This window comes from Pseudomonas sp. F9001, assembly GCF_013385435.1.
In the GTDB taxonomy this organism is placed as follows: Bacteria; Pseudomonadota; Gammaproteobacteria; order Pseudomonadales; family Pseudomonadaceae; genus Aquipseudomonas.
This window is the reverse complement of sequence record NZ_JACAPX010000045.1, coordinates 26,799-42,871: the sequence shown is the minus strand read 5'-3', so window position 1 is coordinate 42,871 and position 16,073 is coordinate 26,799. Positions and strand designations below refer to the sequence as shown.

At 62.6% G+C, this 16,073-nt stretch carries 13 protein-coding genes; 8 read left to right on the top strand and 5 right to left on the bottom strand.

Annotated elements, in window-relative coordinates:
* Positions 1-551: ribonucleotide-diphosphate reductase subunit beta (locus HX818_RS28920; RefSeq protein WP_177019348.1), on the top strand; the 551-nt coding region annotated here is incomplete at its 5' end.
* A 52-nt stretch (positions 552-603) separates the two neighbouring features.
* On the top strand, positions 604-1,092 hold the full coding sequence (locus HX818_RS28915) for a DUF1289 domain-containing protein (protein WP_003208512.1): 489 nt from the start codon (positions 604-606) through the stop codon (positions 1,090-1,092).
* A gap of 124 nt (positions 1,093-1,216) precedes the next feature.
* On the opposite strand, the gene mdeB is transcribed toward HX818_RS28915, so the two are convergent.
* On the bottom strand, positions 1,217-3,895 hold the full coding sequence (mdeB, locus tag HX818_RS28910; RefSeq protein WP_177021207.1) for an alpha-ketoglutarate dehydrogenase: 2,679 nt from the start codon (positions 3,893-3,895) through the stop codon (positions 1,217-1,219).
* 190 nt (positions 3,896-4,085) lie between these two features.
* On the opposite strand from mdeB, the gene HX818_RS28905 reads away from it, so the two are divergent.
* From HX818_RS28905 to HX818_RS28895, 3 genes are all read left to right on the top strand, one after another.
* Positions 4,086-5,012: a class I SAM-dependent methyltransferase gene (locus tag HX818_RS28905; protein ID WP_177021206.1), complete on the top strand. Its 927-nt coding sequence runs from the start codon at positions 4,086-4,088 to the stop codon at positions 5,010-5,012.
* 148 nt (positions 5,013-5,160) lie between these two features.
* On the top strand, positions 5,161-5,877 hold the full coding sequence (gene pcsA / locus HX818_RS28900; protein ID WP_003208507.1) for a phosphatidylcholine synthase: 717 nt from the start codon (positions 5,161-5,163) through the stop codon (positions 5,875-5,877).
* A gap of 288 nt (positions 5,878-6,165) precedes the next feature.
* Positions 6,166-6,945: a TSUP family transporter gene (locus HX818_RS28895; RefSeq protein WP_102605805.1), complete on the top strand. Its 780-nt coding sequence runs from the start codon at positions 6,166-6,168 to the stop codon at positions 6,943-6,945.
* Here HX818_RS28895 and nudC read toward each other — a convergent pair.
* The 4 genes from nudC to HX818_RS28875 all read right to left on the bottom strand — a co-directional run bounded on the left by nudC (position 6,913) and on the right by HX818_RS28875 (position 10,789).
* Positions 6,913-7,746, bottom strand: coding sequence for an NAD(+) diphosphatase (nudC, locus tag HX818_RS28890; RefSeq protein ID WP_177021205.1), 834 nt, complete (start codon positions 7,744-7,746; stop codon positions 6,913-6,915). The genes HX818_RS28895 and nudC overlap by 33 nt on opposite strands.
* A 6-nt stretch (positions 7,747-7,752) precedes the next feature.
* Complete coding sequence (locus tag HX818_RS28885; protein ID WP_177021204.1) at positions 7,753-8,565, bottom strand: crotonase/enoyl-CoA hydratase family protein; 813 nt, start codon at positions 8,563-8,565, stop codon at positions 7,753-7,755.
* A gap of 223 nt (positions 8,566-8,788) precedes the next feature.
* The gene (locus HX818_RS28880; protein WP_177021203.1) at positions 8,789-10,084 is read right to left on the bottom strand and encodes an ATP-binding protein; all 1,296 of its coding nucleotides are present in this window, start codon (positions 10,082-10,084) and stop codon (positions 8,789-8,791) included.
* A gap of 3 nt (positions 10,085-10,087) precedes the next feature.
* Positions 10,088-10,789, bottom strand: coding sequence for a response regulator transcription factor (locus tag HX818_RS28875; protein WP_003214048.1), 702 nt, complete (start codon positions 10,787-10,789; stop codon positions 10,088-10,090).
* Between the two features lie 305 nt (positions 10,790-11,094).
* Here HX818_RS28875 and HX818_RS28870 point away from each other — a divergent pair, with 305 nt between their 5' ends.
* From HX818_RS28870 to HX818_RS28860, 3 genes are read left to right on the top strand one after another with little or no spacing between them, the layout of a single operon-like run.
* Entirely contained in the window at positions 11,095-12,252 is a 1,158-nt protein-coding gene (locus HX818_RS28870) for an efflux RND transporter periplasmic adaptor subunit (RefSeq protein WP_023658897.1), read from the top strand.
* A gap of 12 nt (positions 12,253-12,264) precedes the next feature.
* Positions 12,265-15,357: an efflux RND transporter permease subunit gene (locus HX818_RS28865; RefSeq protein WP_003214052.1), complete on the top strand. Its 3,093-nt coding sequence runs from the start codon at positions 12,265-12,267 to the stop codon at positions 15,355-15,357.
* A gap of 43 nt (positions 15,358-15,400) precedes the next feature.
* Positions 15,401-16,042: a DUF1345 domain-containing protein gene (locus HX818_RS28860; RefSeq protein ID WP_003214055.1), complete on the top strand. Its 642-nt coding sequence runs from the start codon at positions 15,401-15,403 to the stop codon at positions 16,040-16,042.
* Positions 16,043-16,073: the final 31 nt, after the last annotated feature.

Here is a 16,073-nt window from a genome sequence, read left to right as displayed (position 1 = left end):
CCGATCCGAAGTTCGAAACCGGTACCGTTGAGACTGACAAAGAGCTGCTGCGCAACCTGGTGGCCTACTACTGCGTACTGGAAGGCATCTTCTTCTACTGCGGCTTTACCCAGATTTTGTCCATGGGCCGTCGCAACAAAATGACCGGCGTGGCCGAGCAGTTCCAGTACATCCTGCGGGATGAGTCGATGCACCTGAACTTCGGTATCGATGTGATCAACCAGATCAAAATCGAAAACCCGCACTTGTGGGATGCCGAGATGAAGGAAGAAGCGACACAGATGATCCTGCAAGGGACTCAGCTGGAGATTGAATACGCTCGCGACACCATGCCGCGTGGGGTGTTGGGGATGAATGCGGCGATGATGGAGGACTACCTCAAGTTCATCGCGAACCGTCGTCTATCGCAGATTGGTCTGAAGGAAGAGTATCCAGGGACGACTAACCCGTTCCCGTGGATGAGCGAGATCATGGACTTGAAGAAAGAGAAGAACTTCTTCGAGACCCGTGTGATCGAGTACCAGACTGGCGGCGCGCTGAGCTGGGATTGATTTAAAGCGGCCCCTTCGGGGGCCGTGTTGTTTCACCTGTCGATGTTTTTTTATGCCCAATCAAACCATCAAGACACCCTGCGTCGGCCTGTGCTCCACCGTTTACGGAGACCTGGTATGCCGGGGCTGCAAGCGTTATCACCATGAAGTGATTCAGTGGAACGGCTACAACGCCGAGGAGAAACAGGCGGTGTGGCTGCGCCTGGAACAACTGCTGGTGCAGGTGATGACCAGCAAGCTGCAGGTGCTGGACCCGCAGCGCCTGCGCCAGCAACTGGAAGATCGCAAGATCCGCTTTGTGCCCCACCAGTCGCCGTATTGCTGGGCGTACCAGTTGATTGCCCGGGGCGCGCGGGTGATTTCGAAGCTGGATGCGTATGGGTTGGCGCTGTTGCCGGAGTTTCGCGAGCGCAATCTGGCAGATTTGCGGGATGCGATTGACCGGGAGTTTTTCCTGTTGTCCGAGGCGCATTACGAGCGGTATATCGCGCCGGGGTTTCTGCGTGAATCGTTTGGGGCGCCATTGATAGCCAGTATTTAGACAACCACACAGAACCAGTGTGGGAGCGGGCTTGCTCGCGAAAGCGGTGTATCAGTTGCCGGATATATTGACTGACACACCGCATTCGCGAGCAAGCCCGCTCCCACATTTAGATCTTTGTCGCTCAGGAGGTCCAGGACGGCTCGCGATCGGTCTGCACCCCATAACGCTTTATCGCCTGCTGGCAAACCTGCCTGTCCAGACTCCCCTGCTCTACTAACGCCGTCAGCGCCGCCAGCACGATGTGATGGCGGTCCACCTCGAAGAAATCCCGCAACGCCGCCCGGGTATCGCTGCGACCAAAGCCATCCGTCCCCAGCACGGTGTAAGCCGAATCCACGTACGACCCAAGCATCTGCGGCACCGCCCTTACATAGTCAGATACCGCCACCACCGGCGCGCCCTTGGGCAAACACTCCGCCAGGTGGCTGCGCCGCGCCGGCTGTTGCGGATGCAGGCGGTTCCAGCGTTCCACGTCACGGGCGTCCCGGGCCAGTTCGCTGAAGCTGGTGACACTGAACACTTCAGCGTCAACCTGCCAATCCTCCGCCAACAATTGCGCCGCTGCCTGGGCTTCGCGCACCAGCGTGCCGGAGCCGAGCAACCGGACCTTGCCGCCAGGCTGCCCGCTCAGCCGGTACATGCCTTTGATGATCGCCGCTTCGACGCCTTCCGGCAGGCTCGGCTGCGGGTAGTTTTCGTTCATCAGGGTCACGTAGTAGAACTCGTCCACATCGTGCTCCAGCATCTGGCGCATGCCATGGTCGAGGATCACCGCAAACTCGCCGGCAAACGCCGGGTCGTAGGCACGGCAATTGGGCACGGTGGCGGCCATCAGGTGGCTGCTGCCGTCCTGGTGCTGCAAGCCTTCGCCACCCAGGGTGGTGCGCCCGGCAGTGGCGCCCAGCAGAAAACCTCGGGCACGCTGGTCGGCGGCGGCCCAGATGAGGTCACCCACGCGCTGGAAACCGAACATCGAGTAGTAGATGTAAAACGGCAGCATCCGCAGGCCATGCACCGAATAGCTGGTGGCCGCCGCGACCCAGGAACTGATGGCGCTGGCTTCGCTAATGCCTTCTTCAAGGATCTGCCCGTCGGTGGCTTCGCGGTAGCTGAGGATCGAGCCGATGTCTTCGGGCTCGTAGCGCTGGCCGACGCTGGAATAGATGCCGATCTGCTTGAACAGGTTGGCCATGCCGAAGGTGCGCGCTTCGTCGGCGACGATGGGCACGATGCGCGGGCCGAGGGCCTTGTCCTTGAGCAGATTGGTCAGCATGCGCACAAAGGCCATGGTGGTGGACATTTCCTTGCCCTCCGCCTGGGTGGCAAACGCGCCGTAGCCCGACACCGGCGGGACACTTACGGTGGGTGCCTGCTGGCCACGGCTCGGCACATACCCACCGAGGATGGCGCGGCGTTGGTGCAAGTAGCGCATTTCGAGGCTGTCTTCAGCGGGCTTGTAGAAGCTCAGGGATTCGGCCTGTTCATCCGACAGCGGCAACTGGAAGCGATTGCGGAAGGCGATCAAGGCCTCGCGGTCGAGCTTCTTCTGCTGGTGGGTGGTCATCTTGCCCTGCCCGGCCTCGCCCATGCCAAAGCCCTTTTTGGTCTGGGCCAGGATCACCGTGGGCTTGCCGGTGACCCGGCGTGCGGCGTGATAGGCGGCGTGGATCTTGACCATGTCATGGCCGCCGCGCTTGAGCCGGTCGATCTGCTCGTCGCTCAGGCCCTCGACCAGTTTGGACAGCGCCTCGCTCTGGCCGAAGAAATGTTCGCGGTTGTAGGCACCGTCCTTGGCGGCGAAGGTCTGGAATTGTCCGTCCACCGTCTGCGACAGGGTGCGCGCCAGCTCGCCGTCGGTGTCCTTGGCCAGCAAGGCATCCCAGTCCGAGCCCCAGACCAGCTTGATCACGTTCCAGCCGGCACCGGCGAACAAGGCTTCCAGCTCGTCGATAATCCGCCCGTTGCCCCGCACCGGGCCGTCGAGCCGTTGCAGGTTGCAGTTGACCACCCAGGTCAGGTTGTCCAGGCCTTCACGGGCGGCCAGGGTCAGGGCCGACATGCTTTCCGGTTCGTCCATCTCGCCGTCGCCGAATACACCCCATACGTGGCGGTCGGTGGTGTCCTGCAAGCCGCGGTGTTGCAGGTAGCGCATGAACCGCGCCTGGAAAATCGAGCTGATGGGGCCAATGCCCATGGACCCGGTGGGAAATTGCCAGAAGTCCGGCATCAACCACGGATGGGGATAGCTGGACAAACCTCGGGCACCCGCCTTGCCGGCACCGATTTCCTGGCGATAGTGGGCCAGGTCGGCCTCGCTCAGGCGCCCTTCAAGGAAGGCGCGAGCATAGATGCCGGGGGCGGAATGCGGCTGGTAGAACACCAGGTCGCCGCCAAAACTGTCGCTTCGGGCCCGGAAAAAGTGGTTGAAGCCCACCTCGAACAAATCCGCCGCGCTGGCGTAGCTGGCGATATGCCCGCCCAGTTCGCCATAGGCCTGGTTGGCGCGCACTACCATGGCCAGGGCGTTCCAGCGCACCACTGAGGCCAAGCGTTCTTCGGTGGCCAGGTCGCCGGGAAACGGCGGTTGCTGCTCTACGGCGATGCTATTGATGTAGGGCGTGCCATGCCGGGGTTTCCAGGCGATGTGCGGCGCGCCGCCGGCATCCGCCAGCATGTCGAGGATCTCCCGTGCGCGCGCCGCGCCGGCGTTGGCCACCAGGGAGGCCAGGGCATCGCGCCATTCGGCCAGTTCTTCCTGGTCCATCGCTGTCTGACTCACTGCACTCGCGAAACCGTTCATGGGCACCTCCGGGCTTTTTTCCAGTTTATGTCGGTGCCAAGGGATTTTTTGACTGTTGTGCGCCGCCTCTCGGGGCCTTTTGAGCATAAATCACTGCCAATCAGCAAATTCAAAGCACGTTGTGCTTCAACTCCCGAACACCCCGCAATTGTGTTTAAAATGCCGCCCGCTCAATGACCGACGTTGCCCGATGAACCCAGACGCACTCGCCACCCTGCACACCCATTTGCTGAACGCCCTGCTAACCGTCCCCGCCGAGACCCGGCGCCTGTTTCACGGGCGTGGCCGCTGCTGGCCGGGCCTGGAGCAACTGACGGTGGACTGGCTGCAAGGCGTGGTGCTGGTCTCGCTGTTCAAGGAGCCAGAAGCCACGGAGCTTGAGGCCTTGAAGCAGATGCTGGTGCAGATCGACTGGCGGTCATTCGGCGCCCATACCGTGGCGCTGCAACACCGCTACCTGCCGCAAAGCACCACCGAATGGCTGCTGGGCGAGGTGGTCGACGAACTGACCATCACCGAAAGCGGCCTGCGCTACCTGATCGACCTGGGCAAAAAGCAGAACAGTGGGCTGTTCCTCGACATGCGTTACGGCCGCAACTGGGTACGCGAACAGGCTCATGGCCTGCGGGTGCTGAACCTGTTCGCCTACACCTGTGGTTTCTCCGTGGCGGCCATCGAAGGCGGCGCCGAGCATGTGGTGAACCTGGACATGGCCCGAGGCGCCCTGAGCCGTGGTCGTGGCAATCACCGCCTGAACGGCCACGACCTGAGCAAGGTGACGTTCCTCGGCCACGACCTGTTCAAGTCGTGGGCCAAGGTCACCAACAGCGGCCCGTACGACCTGGTGATCATCGACCCGCCCTCGTTCCAGAAAGGCAGTTTCCTTTTGACCAAGGACTACCAGCGGGTGCTGCGTCGCCTGCCGGATTTGCTCACGGCCCAGGGTACGGTGCTGGCGTGCATGAACGACCCGGCGTTCGTCGAAGACTTCCTGATCGACGGCGTAACCCGCGAAGCGCCTGGCCTGCGCTTTGACCAGCGGCTGGAAAACCCGCCGGAATTCCCCGATATCGACCCGCAAAGCGGATTAAAGGCACTGGTGTTTCGCCAAGGCTGATGCCGAAACGTCCTGCGCTTGCTACGCTTAACCTACGCCGGGTGGTGAACCTTATCCCCCCCTTCCCGGTCGATACCTGCACACTCTGGCCAGATTCGACGGTGCTACCCCGTCGGCTGCCCTGTTTCACCTTTTGGAGAACGCCCCTGTGATATCGACCCTGCATGTAGCCCGTCTCAAGGCCTGGGGCGCCCATGGTTTTACCGCCACCGGCGTGGTGCTGGCCTTCCTGGCCACCCTGGCACTGCTCGACAACCAGCCCAAGGCTTGCCTGCTGTGGCTGGGCCTGGCCTTGATCGTCGATGGGGTCGACGGCTCTCTCGCGCGACGGGTGAATGTGCAAACAGTGCTGCCAAGCTTCGATGGCTCGGTATTGGACCTGGTGATTGATTACCTGACGTACGTGTTTATTCCGGCGCTGTTTATCTATCGCTATATCGCCCTGCCGGACTTCACCCCGTTGTTTACGGTGTCGGTGATTCTGGTGTCGTCGCTGTTCTGCTTCTGCAACGTCAACATGAAGAGCAAGGACAACTACTTCGTCGGCTTCCCCGCCGCATGGAACGTGGTGGCGCTGTGCGTCTATATCATCCAGCCGGAAGCCTGGGTTACCTTGCTCACCGTGATCGGCCTGGCGTTGCTGACCGTGACGCCGATGAAGTTCCTGCACCCGTTCCGGGTCAAGCGCTTCATGCCGATCAATATTGCCGTGACCACCATCTGGTTGCTGTGCAGCCTGCTGCTGGTGATCGACTTCCCGTACACCAATCGCCTGACCCTGGGCCTGTGGTTGCTGATGTCGGCGTACTTCCTGGGGATCTGCATCTGGCGGACCGCACTGGAGTGGGTCGAAACACATAAATAGCCAAGCGGGCAAGGTTGAAATGTGGGAGCGGGCTTGCTCGCGAATGCGGTGGATCAGCCACTCTATCCGGTGACTGACACTGCGCATTCGCGAGCAAGCCCGCTCCCACATTGGGAATGCATCCCGTGACGCTCTGCGTCACCCTTGCGGCAGCAGGACGCGGAGCGTCCAAGGCGGCATTCCCACGCAGAGCGTGGGAACGATCATAGTCGCAGGCCCCCACGCTAATCGGTAAGATACCGGCCTTTCGCGCAGCCCTTGCTGCGCCCTGCCGATTAAGTCTTGCCCATGCCCTTCGAACTCAGCGTTGACCTCACCACCCTGGCGATCCTCGCCGTGGTTGCCTTTATCGCCGGTTTCATCGATGCCATCGCCGGCGGTGGCGGCCTGCTCACCACGCCCGCCCTGCTGACCGCCGGCATGCCGCCCCACCTGGTGCTGGGCACCAACAAGCTCAGTTCCACCTTCGGCTCGGCCACTGCCAGCTTTACCTTCTACCGGCGCAAGCTGTTTCATCCGCGCCAGTGGGTGCACGCCATCGTCGGCACCCTGGTCGGTGCACTCACCGGCGCGGTCGTGGCCCATTACCTGCCGGCAGAAACCCTGAACAAGATGCTCCCGGTGATTGTGTTCGGCTGCGGTTTGTATTTGCTGTTCGGCGGCACGCCCAAGGCGGCGTTGGACAACGACGCACCGATCAAGAAGAAATGGCAGTCCACCCAGGGCTTTGGCCTGGGTTTCTACGACGGCGTCGCCGGCCCGGGCACCGGGGCCTTCTGGACCGTGAGTACCATGCTGTTGCACCCCATCGACCTGGTAAAGGCCAGCGGCGTGGCGCGCAGCATGAACTTCGTCAGCAACGCGGCGGCGCTGACGGTGTTCATTTTCAATGGCTCGGTAGACTGGATTGTCGGCCTGTGCATGGGCGTGTCGGTGATGTGCGGCGCGTTTTTTGGCGCACGCAGCGCCATCAGCGGCGGCGCCAAGTTCATTCGCCCGGTGTTCATCACCGTGGTGCTCGGCCTGACGGTGCGCCTAGCCTGGCAGCACTGGTTCAGCGCGGCCTAGGCGACGGGCCAGGTAGAGGTCGATCAGGTAGCGCGCAATCGAGCGCGACGCCGGCAACGGCGGCAGTTCATGGATGTTGAACCACTGCGCGTCTTCGATCTCGTCAGCCTGGGGCACAATGTCGCCGCCGGCGTACTCGGCGTGAAAGCCCAGCATCATCGAGTGCGGGAACGGCCAGCACTGGCTGCCCATGTACTGGATGTTCTTGACCTCCACCTGCACTTCTTCACGCACTTCGCGAATCAGGCAGTCCTCGGCCGACTCGCCCGGCTCGGCAAACCCCGCCAGGGTACTGTAGACCCCCGTGACAAAGCGCGGCGAGCGGGCCAGCAGGATCTCGTCGCCACGGGTCACCAACACGATCATGCTCGGCGAGATACGCGGGTAGCTGCGCAGGTCACAGGCCTGGCAGAACATCGCCCGCTCCCGTGGCACCTGCACCATCGCCTGGCCGCAACTGCCGCAAAAACGATGCTCCCGGGCCCAGGTGCCGATTTGCGCGGCGTAGCCCAGGACTTTGTACAGCATGTGATCGCCCTGCAGCATGAATGCCCGCAGGCCCTGCCAGCCGCAGCCCGGCACGTCGGCGGGGCTGTTGAGTTCCAGCAGGTACACCGGCTCGCCGTCCAGGTGGCCGATGCCATGCTCGGCGAACACCGAGAGGTCCTGGCGCTTGAGCCATTCCCGGGGAAACAGCGGGCCGTTCTGGTCGTGTAAAAAGCCTTCACGGCTGCGGGCCACGGCCCAGCCGCCCGGGGCGTCGTTGTCCAGCAGCGTTGTGGTAATCCAGCCTGGGGTCATGTTCAGTCAATCCACGAAGTCGGGTTTCTGCTTGCTCATATGGGCCGCGATGGCCACGCGCAGGTCGTTGGATTGCAACATAGCTGAGTTCCAGGTGGCAACGTATTCCAAACCGTCATTGATCGTGTGGTCACGCATGTAGCTGATCATCGCCTTGGTGCCGGTGACCGCGATCGGCGATTTGGCGGCGATTTCCCGGGCGATGTCCAGCACCCCGGCCAGCAGGCTCTGGTGATCGCTGTACACCCGATTCACCAGGCCGATGCTGCGGGCCTCTTCGGCACCGAACTGGCGGCCGGTGTAGGCCAGCTCGCGCAGCATGCCGTCGCCGACGATGCGCGGCAGGCGTTGCAGGGTGCCGACGTCGGCGGCCATGCCGATGTCGATTTCCTTGATGGAGAATTGCGCATCTTCGGCGGCGTAGCGCATGTCACAGGCGCTGATCAGGTCGATGGCGCCGCCGATGCAGTAGCCATGGATCGCCGCGAGTACCGGCTTGCGGCAGTTGTCGACGGCGTTGAAGGAAGCTTGCAGTTCGAGGATCTTGCGCCGCAGCAGGCGCGCGTTGCGGCCCACGTCCTTGCCAAACTCGTTGGCGACCGAGGCCAGCAGCATCAGGTCGATGCCGGAGGAGAAATGCTTGCCGGCGCCGCTGATGACTACGGCACGCACCGCGTCGGTGTTTTCGACCCATTGGAAGATGTCGATGATCTCGGTCCAGAACGCCGCGTTCATCGCGTTGATCTTTTCCGGGCGATTGAGCTGCACATGGGCGACGTTGCCGCTGAGTTCGACGACAAAGGCTTGGTATTCGGACATGGCAGTGATCCTTGACTGGCGGCTGGAATAGGGGCCGAACTATAACAAGGCACCGCGTGAGGTGGTAAGGCTGTGCAAACGCCAAATTCGGGACTGAAGAACGATGAAGATCAAATGTGGGAGCTGGCTTGCCTGCGATGGCGGTGTATCAGTTAGCAAAGATGTAAGCTGACCCACCGCCATCGCAGGCAAGCCAGCTCCCACAATGGTTTTGTGGTGTTCTTTAACTCGGCAGCCAGAGGCGGAAGCGTGCACCACCCAATGGCGAAGCCTGGGCCGTCAATGTTCCGCCCTGCGCCTCCAGCGCCCGCCGGCTGATGGCCAATCCCAGGCCAAAACCGCCAGTGGCTCGATCCCGGCTGCGATCCAGCCGGTAGAACGGCTCGAAAATCCGCTCCCGCTGGTCAACCGGAATGCCAATACCGTCATCATCCACGCAAATCTCGCACCCCCTGGGACACACCTTCACCCCCACCTGAATTCGCCGCTCGCAATACCGCATGGCGTTGCGCAGCAGGTTTTGCAGGGCCCGGGCGGTCAGGCGCGGGTCCAGGGTGAAGCGTTCCACGGCGCAGTCCAGCACCACGTCCATCACGATATCGGGGTTTTCCAGTTCGTCGTCGACGCTGCCCAGGATGCTGTCGATGAACTCATCCAGCACCACTTCCACCTGCTCGGGTGTTTGCGCCGGGTTTTGCAAACGGCTGTAGGAGAGCAGCTCCAGCACCAGCTCATCCAGCTCGCGAATGTGCGCCACCAACCCTTGCAGCCGCTCACGGCTGGCCGCCGGGAGGTCGTCGGACAGCGCCAGCGCCAGGCCGAAGTCCAGGCGCGTCAGCGGTGTACGCAGTTCATGGGAGACGGCATTGAGCAAATCACGTTGCTGGTTGAGCAGCTGTTCGATGTCGTTGGCCATGGTGTCGAACACCGCCGCGAGGCTGCCGATGTTGGAGCTGGGCGGGATTTTTGTGCGGGCCGCAAGGTTGCCCTGGCCGAGTTGCGCGGCGGTGCTTTTCAGGCGTTCCAGGTCACGCCAGTGGGGCCGCAGCCAGAACAGCAGGCATGCCAGCAGCGCCGCGCCGATCAGCACGTTCATGCTCCAGTACAGCAGGTTCATGTCCAGCGGGTCCGGCGGTACCGAGACCTTGACCACCAACTGGTCGTCCAGGGCCGAGCTGACGTCGTCCGCCCAGCCCCACTCGCCCAGGCGAATCACCATCTGGTCCTTTTCCAGCAGGCGCTGTTCTTCAGGGGTGTAGCTGGCGTCCTGGATACGCAGCAGTTGCACCTTCAGCGGCGCGAAATCCGCCGACAGGCGCACGGTGACATTGGCCCACTGCTCCATCGGCACCCGTCGATACTCCTTGACGATCAGGCTCTGCATGCCTCGGGACTGCTCGATGTTGTAGTTCATGTAACGGTGTTCAAACAGCTGGATCACCGCCCGGGGCACCAGGTAGATCGCGGCGGCGAAAGTGACGATAGTGATCAGGTACAGCCGAATCAGGACGCGAAACATGGCTCAGCATTCCCACTCGGAACGGCTGAACAGGTAGCCCTTGCCCCACACGGTCTTGATCTTGCGCGCCTCGCCCGCGTGGTCGTCGAACTTGCGCCGCAGCTTTGAAATCGCCACGTCCACCGAACGGTCGGTGCCGTTGAACTCGATGCCGCGCAGGCGTTGCAGGATCTGGTCGCGGCTGAGCACTTCGCCGGCGTGCCGGGCCAGCACCACCAGCAGGTTGTATTCACCGCTGGACAGCTCAACCGGCTGGTCGCGCCAGGTCACGGTGCGTTCCGACAGGTCGATGCACAGGTTGCCCATCAGGATCTGGTCGTTGGCCACCTGGGGTTCGGTGAGGCTGCTGCGGCGCAGCAAGGTTCGCACCCGCGCCAGCAATACCCGCGGCTCGCAGGGTTTGGTGACGTAGTCGTCGGCGCCCATTTCCAGGCCCAACACCTGGTCGTGGCTGTCGTCGCGGGCGGTGAGCATCAGGATCGGCAGCGTGGCCGAGTCGGCCCGCAGCAACCGGCAGACCTGCAGGCCGTCGAGGCCCGGCAGCATCAGGTCGAGAATCACCAGGTCCGGTGGGTTGAGCCGCGCACGCTCACGCACGTGGTCGCCACGGCTGAGCACACTGACGTGATAGCCGTTGCGTTCCAGGTAACTGGCGATCAATTCGGAGAGCGCGGCGTCGTCTTCCACCAGAAGAATGTTGGGCATGGTATTTCCAAATAATACAATTTCTGAGTAGTACGCAAATCCAATGTGGGAGCGGGCTTGCTCGCGAAAGCGGTGTGTCAGCCGCCGTATGCGTTGACTGAAACACCGCTTTCGCGAGCAAGCCCGCTCCCACATTTGATCTTCGGTGTCAGGAAGATCGTGTAAGGTTCGGCGGTTATGAAGGATATACGCCCGCGTGCATCTGTGGGTCGCACCTTACATTTCTTCACACACCACCTACAGAGCTTCACAGCACTGTGGCGGGGGCGCCCGTAGGATGCGCCAGTCAATATTGGGATATGAGCATGTCGAAGAATCTGTTTGCGCCGTTTTGCCTGTTGGCCCTGACACTGGCGTTGAGCGCGTGTGGCAAGTCGGCGGACGACGCCGCCGAGGCGCCGCTGGCCAAGGTGCGGATCGAAACCCTGGAAGCCAAGCCCCTGTCCATCACCAGCGAGTTGAGCGGACGGATTGCCGCGCCACGCATCGCCGAAGTGCGCGCCCGGGTGGCCGGCGTGGTGTTGCAACGGGTGTTCAAGGAAGGCCATGACGTCAAACAGGGCGATGTGCTGTTCCGGATTGACCCGGCGCCGTTCAAGGCCGACCTCGACAGCGCCCAGGCCAGCCTGCGCAAGGCCGAGGCCAATGCATTCCAGGCGCGCCTGCAAGAGCAGCGCTACAGCCAACTGGTGGAAGGCAACGCCATCAGCGGCCAGGAATACGACAACGCCCGCGCCGCCGCCCGGCAAACCGCCGCCGATGTGGCCGCCAACCAGGCCGCCGTGCAGCGCGCCAAATTGAACCTGGGTTATGCCACCGTGACTGCGCCGATTTCCGGTCGGATTGGCCGTGCGCTGGTGACCGAAGGTGCGCTGGTGGGCCAGAACGAAGCCACACCGATGGCGCTGATCCAGCAACTGGACCCGATCCACGCCGACCTGACCCAATCCACCCGCGAGCTGAACGACCTGCGCCGAGCCTTTCGCGCCGGGCACTTGAAGCAAGTCGGCCAGGACCAGGCCAAGGCCACGCTGATCCAGGATGACGGCAGCCTGTACCCGCTGCCGGGCAAGTTGCTGTTCGCCGAGATCAGCGTCGACCCGGGCACCGGGCAGATCATCTTGCGCAGCGAGTTCCCCAACCCGGACCTCGACCTGCTGCCCGGCAGCTTTATCCGCGTACGCCTGGAGCAAGCCGTCGATCAGCAAGGGATCAGCGTGCCGCAGCGGGCGATCACCCGCGACAGCGCCGGGATCCCGATGGTGTTGCTGCTGGACGCCGAGCAAACCGTGAGCCAGCAGCCGGTAGAATTGGGTTCGGTGGTCAATGACCGCTGGGTGGTGACCCGCGGCCTGAAGGCCGGTGACCGTATCGTCGTCGAAGGCCTGCAACACGCCCGCCCTGGCGAGAAAGTCCAGGTTGACGACAGCCCCGCGCCCATCGCCCAGGCATCCGGCCAATAAGGATCGTTAAACATGCCGCAGTTCTTTATTGACCGCCCGATCTTCGCCTGGGTGGTCGCCCTGTTTATCCTGCTGGCCGGCGCCCTCGCCATCCCGCAGTTGCCAGTCGCGCAGTACCCCAACGTCGCGCCGCCAAAAGTCGAGATCTATGCGGTGTACCCGGGTGCCTCCGCGCAAACCCTGGACGAAAGCGTGGTCAGCCTGATCGAGCAGGAGCTTAACGGCGCCGATCACCTGCTGTATTTCGAATCCCAGAGCAGCCTCGGTTCGGCCACCATCACCGCCACCTTTCAGCCGGGCACCGACCCGGAGATGGCCCAGGTTGACGTGCAAAACCGTCTCAAGGCGGTGGAGCCGCGCCTGCCCCAAGCCGTGACGCAGCAAGGCTTGCAGGTGGAGAAAGTCTCCGCCGGCTTCCTGCTGCTGGTCACCCTGACCTCCAGTGACGGCAAGCTCGATGACGTGGCGCTCAGCGATTACCTGGCGCGCAACGTGATGAACGAACTCAAGCGCCTGGACGGTGTGGGCAAGGCCCAGCTGTACGGCGCCGAACGCGCAATGCGCATCTGGATCGACCCGCAGAAGCTGATCGGCTTCAACCTGACCCCGGCCGACGTCAACGCGGCGATTGCGGCGCAGAACGCCCAGGTGTCGGCCGGCAGCATCGGCGATTTGCCGGGCACCAAGACCCAGGAAATCACCGCGTCGATCCTGGTGAAAGGCCAACTGTCGACCCCGGCCGAATTTGCCGACATCGTGCTCAAGGCCAACCCGGACGGTTCCACCGTGCGCGTCGGTGACGTGGCGCGGGTGGAAATCGGCAGCCAGGAATACCAGTTCTCCACCCGCCTGAACGGCAAGCCGTCCACCGCCGTCAGCGTGCAGCTGTCACCGGGCGCCAACGCCTTGAGCACCGCGACCCTGGTGCGGGCGAAGATGGACGAACTGGCGCGCTACTTCCCGGCCAACGTCGAATACAAAATTCCGTACGACACCTCGCCGTTCGTGAAGGTCTCGATCACCAAGGTGGTGTACACCCTGGGCGAAGCGATGTTGCTGGTGTTTGCGGTGATGTTCCTGTTCCTGCAAAACATCCGCTACACATTGATCCCGACGCTGGTAGTGCCCATCGCGCTGATGGGCACCTTTGCGACGATGCTGTTGCTGGGTTTCTCGATCAACGTGCTGACCATGTTCGGCATGGTATTGGCCATCGGCATTTTGGTGGACGATGCGATTGTGGTGGTAGAGAACGTCGAGCGGATCATGGTCACCGAGGGCCTGTCGCCCAAGGAGGCCACCCGCAAGGCAATGGGCCAGATTACCGGGGCGATTGTCGGCATCACGCTGGTGCTGGTGGCGGTGTTCCTGCCGATGGCGTTCATGCCGGGTTCGGTAGGCGTGATCTATCAGCAGTTCTCGTTGTCGATGGCCACCTCGATCCTGTTTTCGGCATTCCTCGCCCTGACCTTGACCCCAGCCCTGTGCGCGACCTTGCTCAAGCCGATTGCCAAGGGCGAGCACCATGAGAAAGGCGGGTTCTTCGGCTGGTTCAACCGGCGCTTCGAGCAGTTCACCGACCGCTATGAAGGCTGGGTGGCCTACGCCCTCAAGCGCAGCGGGCGTTACCTGTTGATCTATCTGGTGCTGGTGGTGGGGCTTGGGGTGCTGTTCGCCCGCCTGCCCTCGTCCTTCCTGCCGGTGGAAGACCAGGGCTACACCATCACCGATATCCAGCTGCCGCCGGGTGCCAGCAAAAACCGCACGGTGCAGGTCGCCGAGCAGATCGAGGCACACAACGCCGGCGAGCCGGGCGTGGGCGATACCACGATGATCATGGGTTTCAGCTTCTCCGGTTCGGGGCAGAACGCCGCGCTGGCGTTTACCACGCTCAAGGACTGGTCGGAGCGCAGCAGCAAGGATTCCGCCGCGGCCATTGCGGACCGTGCCAACGCGGCTTTCAGTGAGCTGAAGGACGCGATTGCCTATGCAATCCTGCCACCGCCGGTGGATGGCCTGGGCACCTCCAGTGGTTTCGAGTTCCGCCTGCAGGACCGTGGTGGCGTCGGCCATGCCGCGTTGATGGAGGCCCGCACCGAACTGCTGGCCGCTGCCGAGAAAAGCCCGATCCTGGCCAACGTGCGTGAAAGCGCCCTGGCCGAAGCTCCGCAAGTACAGCTTGAGGTGGACCGCAAGCAAGCCAATGCCCTGGGCATTTCCTTTGCCGATATCGGCAATGTGCTGTCCTCGGCCATCGGTTCGGCCTATATCAACGACTTCCCCAACCAGGGCCGCATGCAGCGGGTGGTGGTGCAGGCCGAAGGTGATCAGCGCAGCCAGGTGGCCGACCTGATGAAGATCCATGTGCGCAACAATGCCGGGAAGATGGTGCCGCTGTCGGCCTTCGTCGAGGCGCGCTGGATTCAGGGCCCCGCCCAGTTGACCCGCTACAACGGCTACCCGGCCATCGCGATTTCCGGTGAATCGGCACCGGGCCACAGTACCGGCGAGGCGATGGAGGAAATCCAGCGCCTGGTCAGCCAACTGCCCGCCGGCCTGGGCCAGGAATGGACTGGCCTGTCGTTGCAGGAGCGCTTGTCCGGCTCCCAGGCCCCGCTGCTGCTCGGTTTGTCGCTGCTGATCGTGTTCCTGTGCCTGGCGGCGCTGTATGAGAGCTGGTCGATTCCGACCTCGGTGCTGCTGGTGGTGCCCCTCGGCGTGCTCGGCGCGGTATTGGCCGTAAGCTTGCGCGGGATGCCCAACGATGTGTTCTTCAAGGTCGGCCTGATTACCATCATTGGGCTGTCGGCGAAGAACGCGATCCTGATCATCGAGTTTGCCAAGGACCTGTATGACCAGGGTGAAGACCTGATCGACGCCACGTTGAAAGCCGCACGCCTGCGCCTGCGGCCGATCATCATGACCTCCCTGGCGTTCATCCTCGGCGTGGTGCCGTTGGCGATTGCCACGGGCGCCAGCTCGGCCAGCCAGCAGGCCATCGGTACCGGGGTGATCGGCGGGATGATTACCGCGACGCTGGCGGTGGTGTTTGTGCCGGTGTTCTTCGTCGTGGTCATGAAGCTGGTGCGCAAGCGCCACACGTAATAAATGCGCTATGGTGCTTACACATCCCTGATTTGTGAGCGCCATGCCCTTCCTCGCACGCACCCACCCTCGCCTGTCCTCCGCCGCCGTCCTGGGCCTGGCGGTGGGGCTCCTGGCTCCCGCCGACACGATCATCAGCAAAATCCTCATCGGCTGGAACGCCGGGGTCTGGACCTACCTGGTGCTGATGCTGTGGCTCACCAGCCACTCCCGGGCCGACGACGTGAAACGCATCGCCGAGATCGAGGACGAAAACGCCGGCCTGGTGTTGTTCATGGTGTGCATCGCAGCGATTGCCAGCCTGGCGACCATCACCCTGAACCTGGTGGGCACCAAGGACCTGAGCGATAGCCAGCGCCTGTTGCATTACGGCTTCACCGGCCTGACGGTGGTTGGCTCATGGCTGCTGATCGGGGTGATTTTCAGCGTGCACTATGCGCGCCTGTATTACACCTGGGACGGCCCCGAGCCGGCACTGCGCTTTGCCGAGGATTTACGTACGCCCAATTACTGGGACTTCCTGTACTTCTCGTTCACCATCGGCGTGGCGGTGCAAACGGCGGATGTCGGGGTTGCCACGCGTACCATGCGCAAGGTGGTGCTGGGGCAATCGTTGATCGGGTTTCTGTTCAACACGGCGATCCTGGGGTTCTCGATCAACATCGCCGCCGGATTGTTTGGATGAAGCTGCACAAACCTTCTAGACGCTAAGCCCC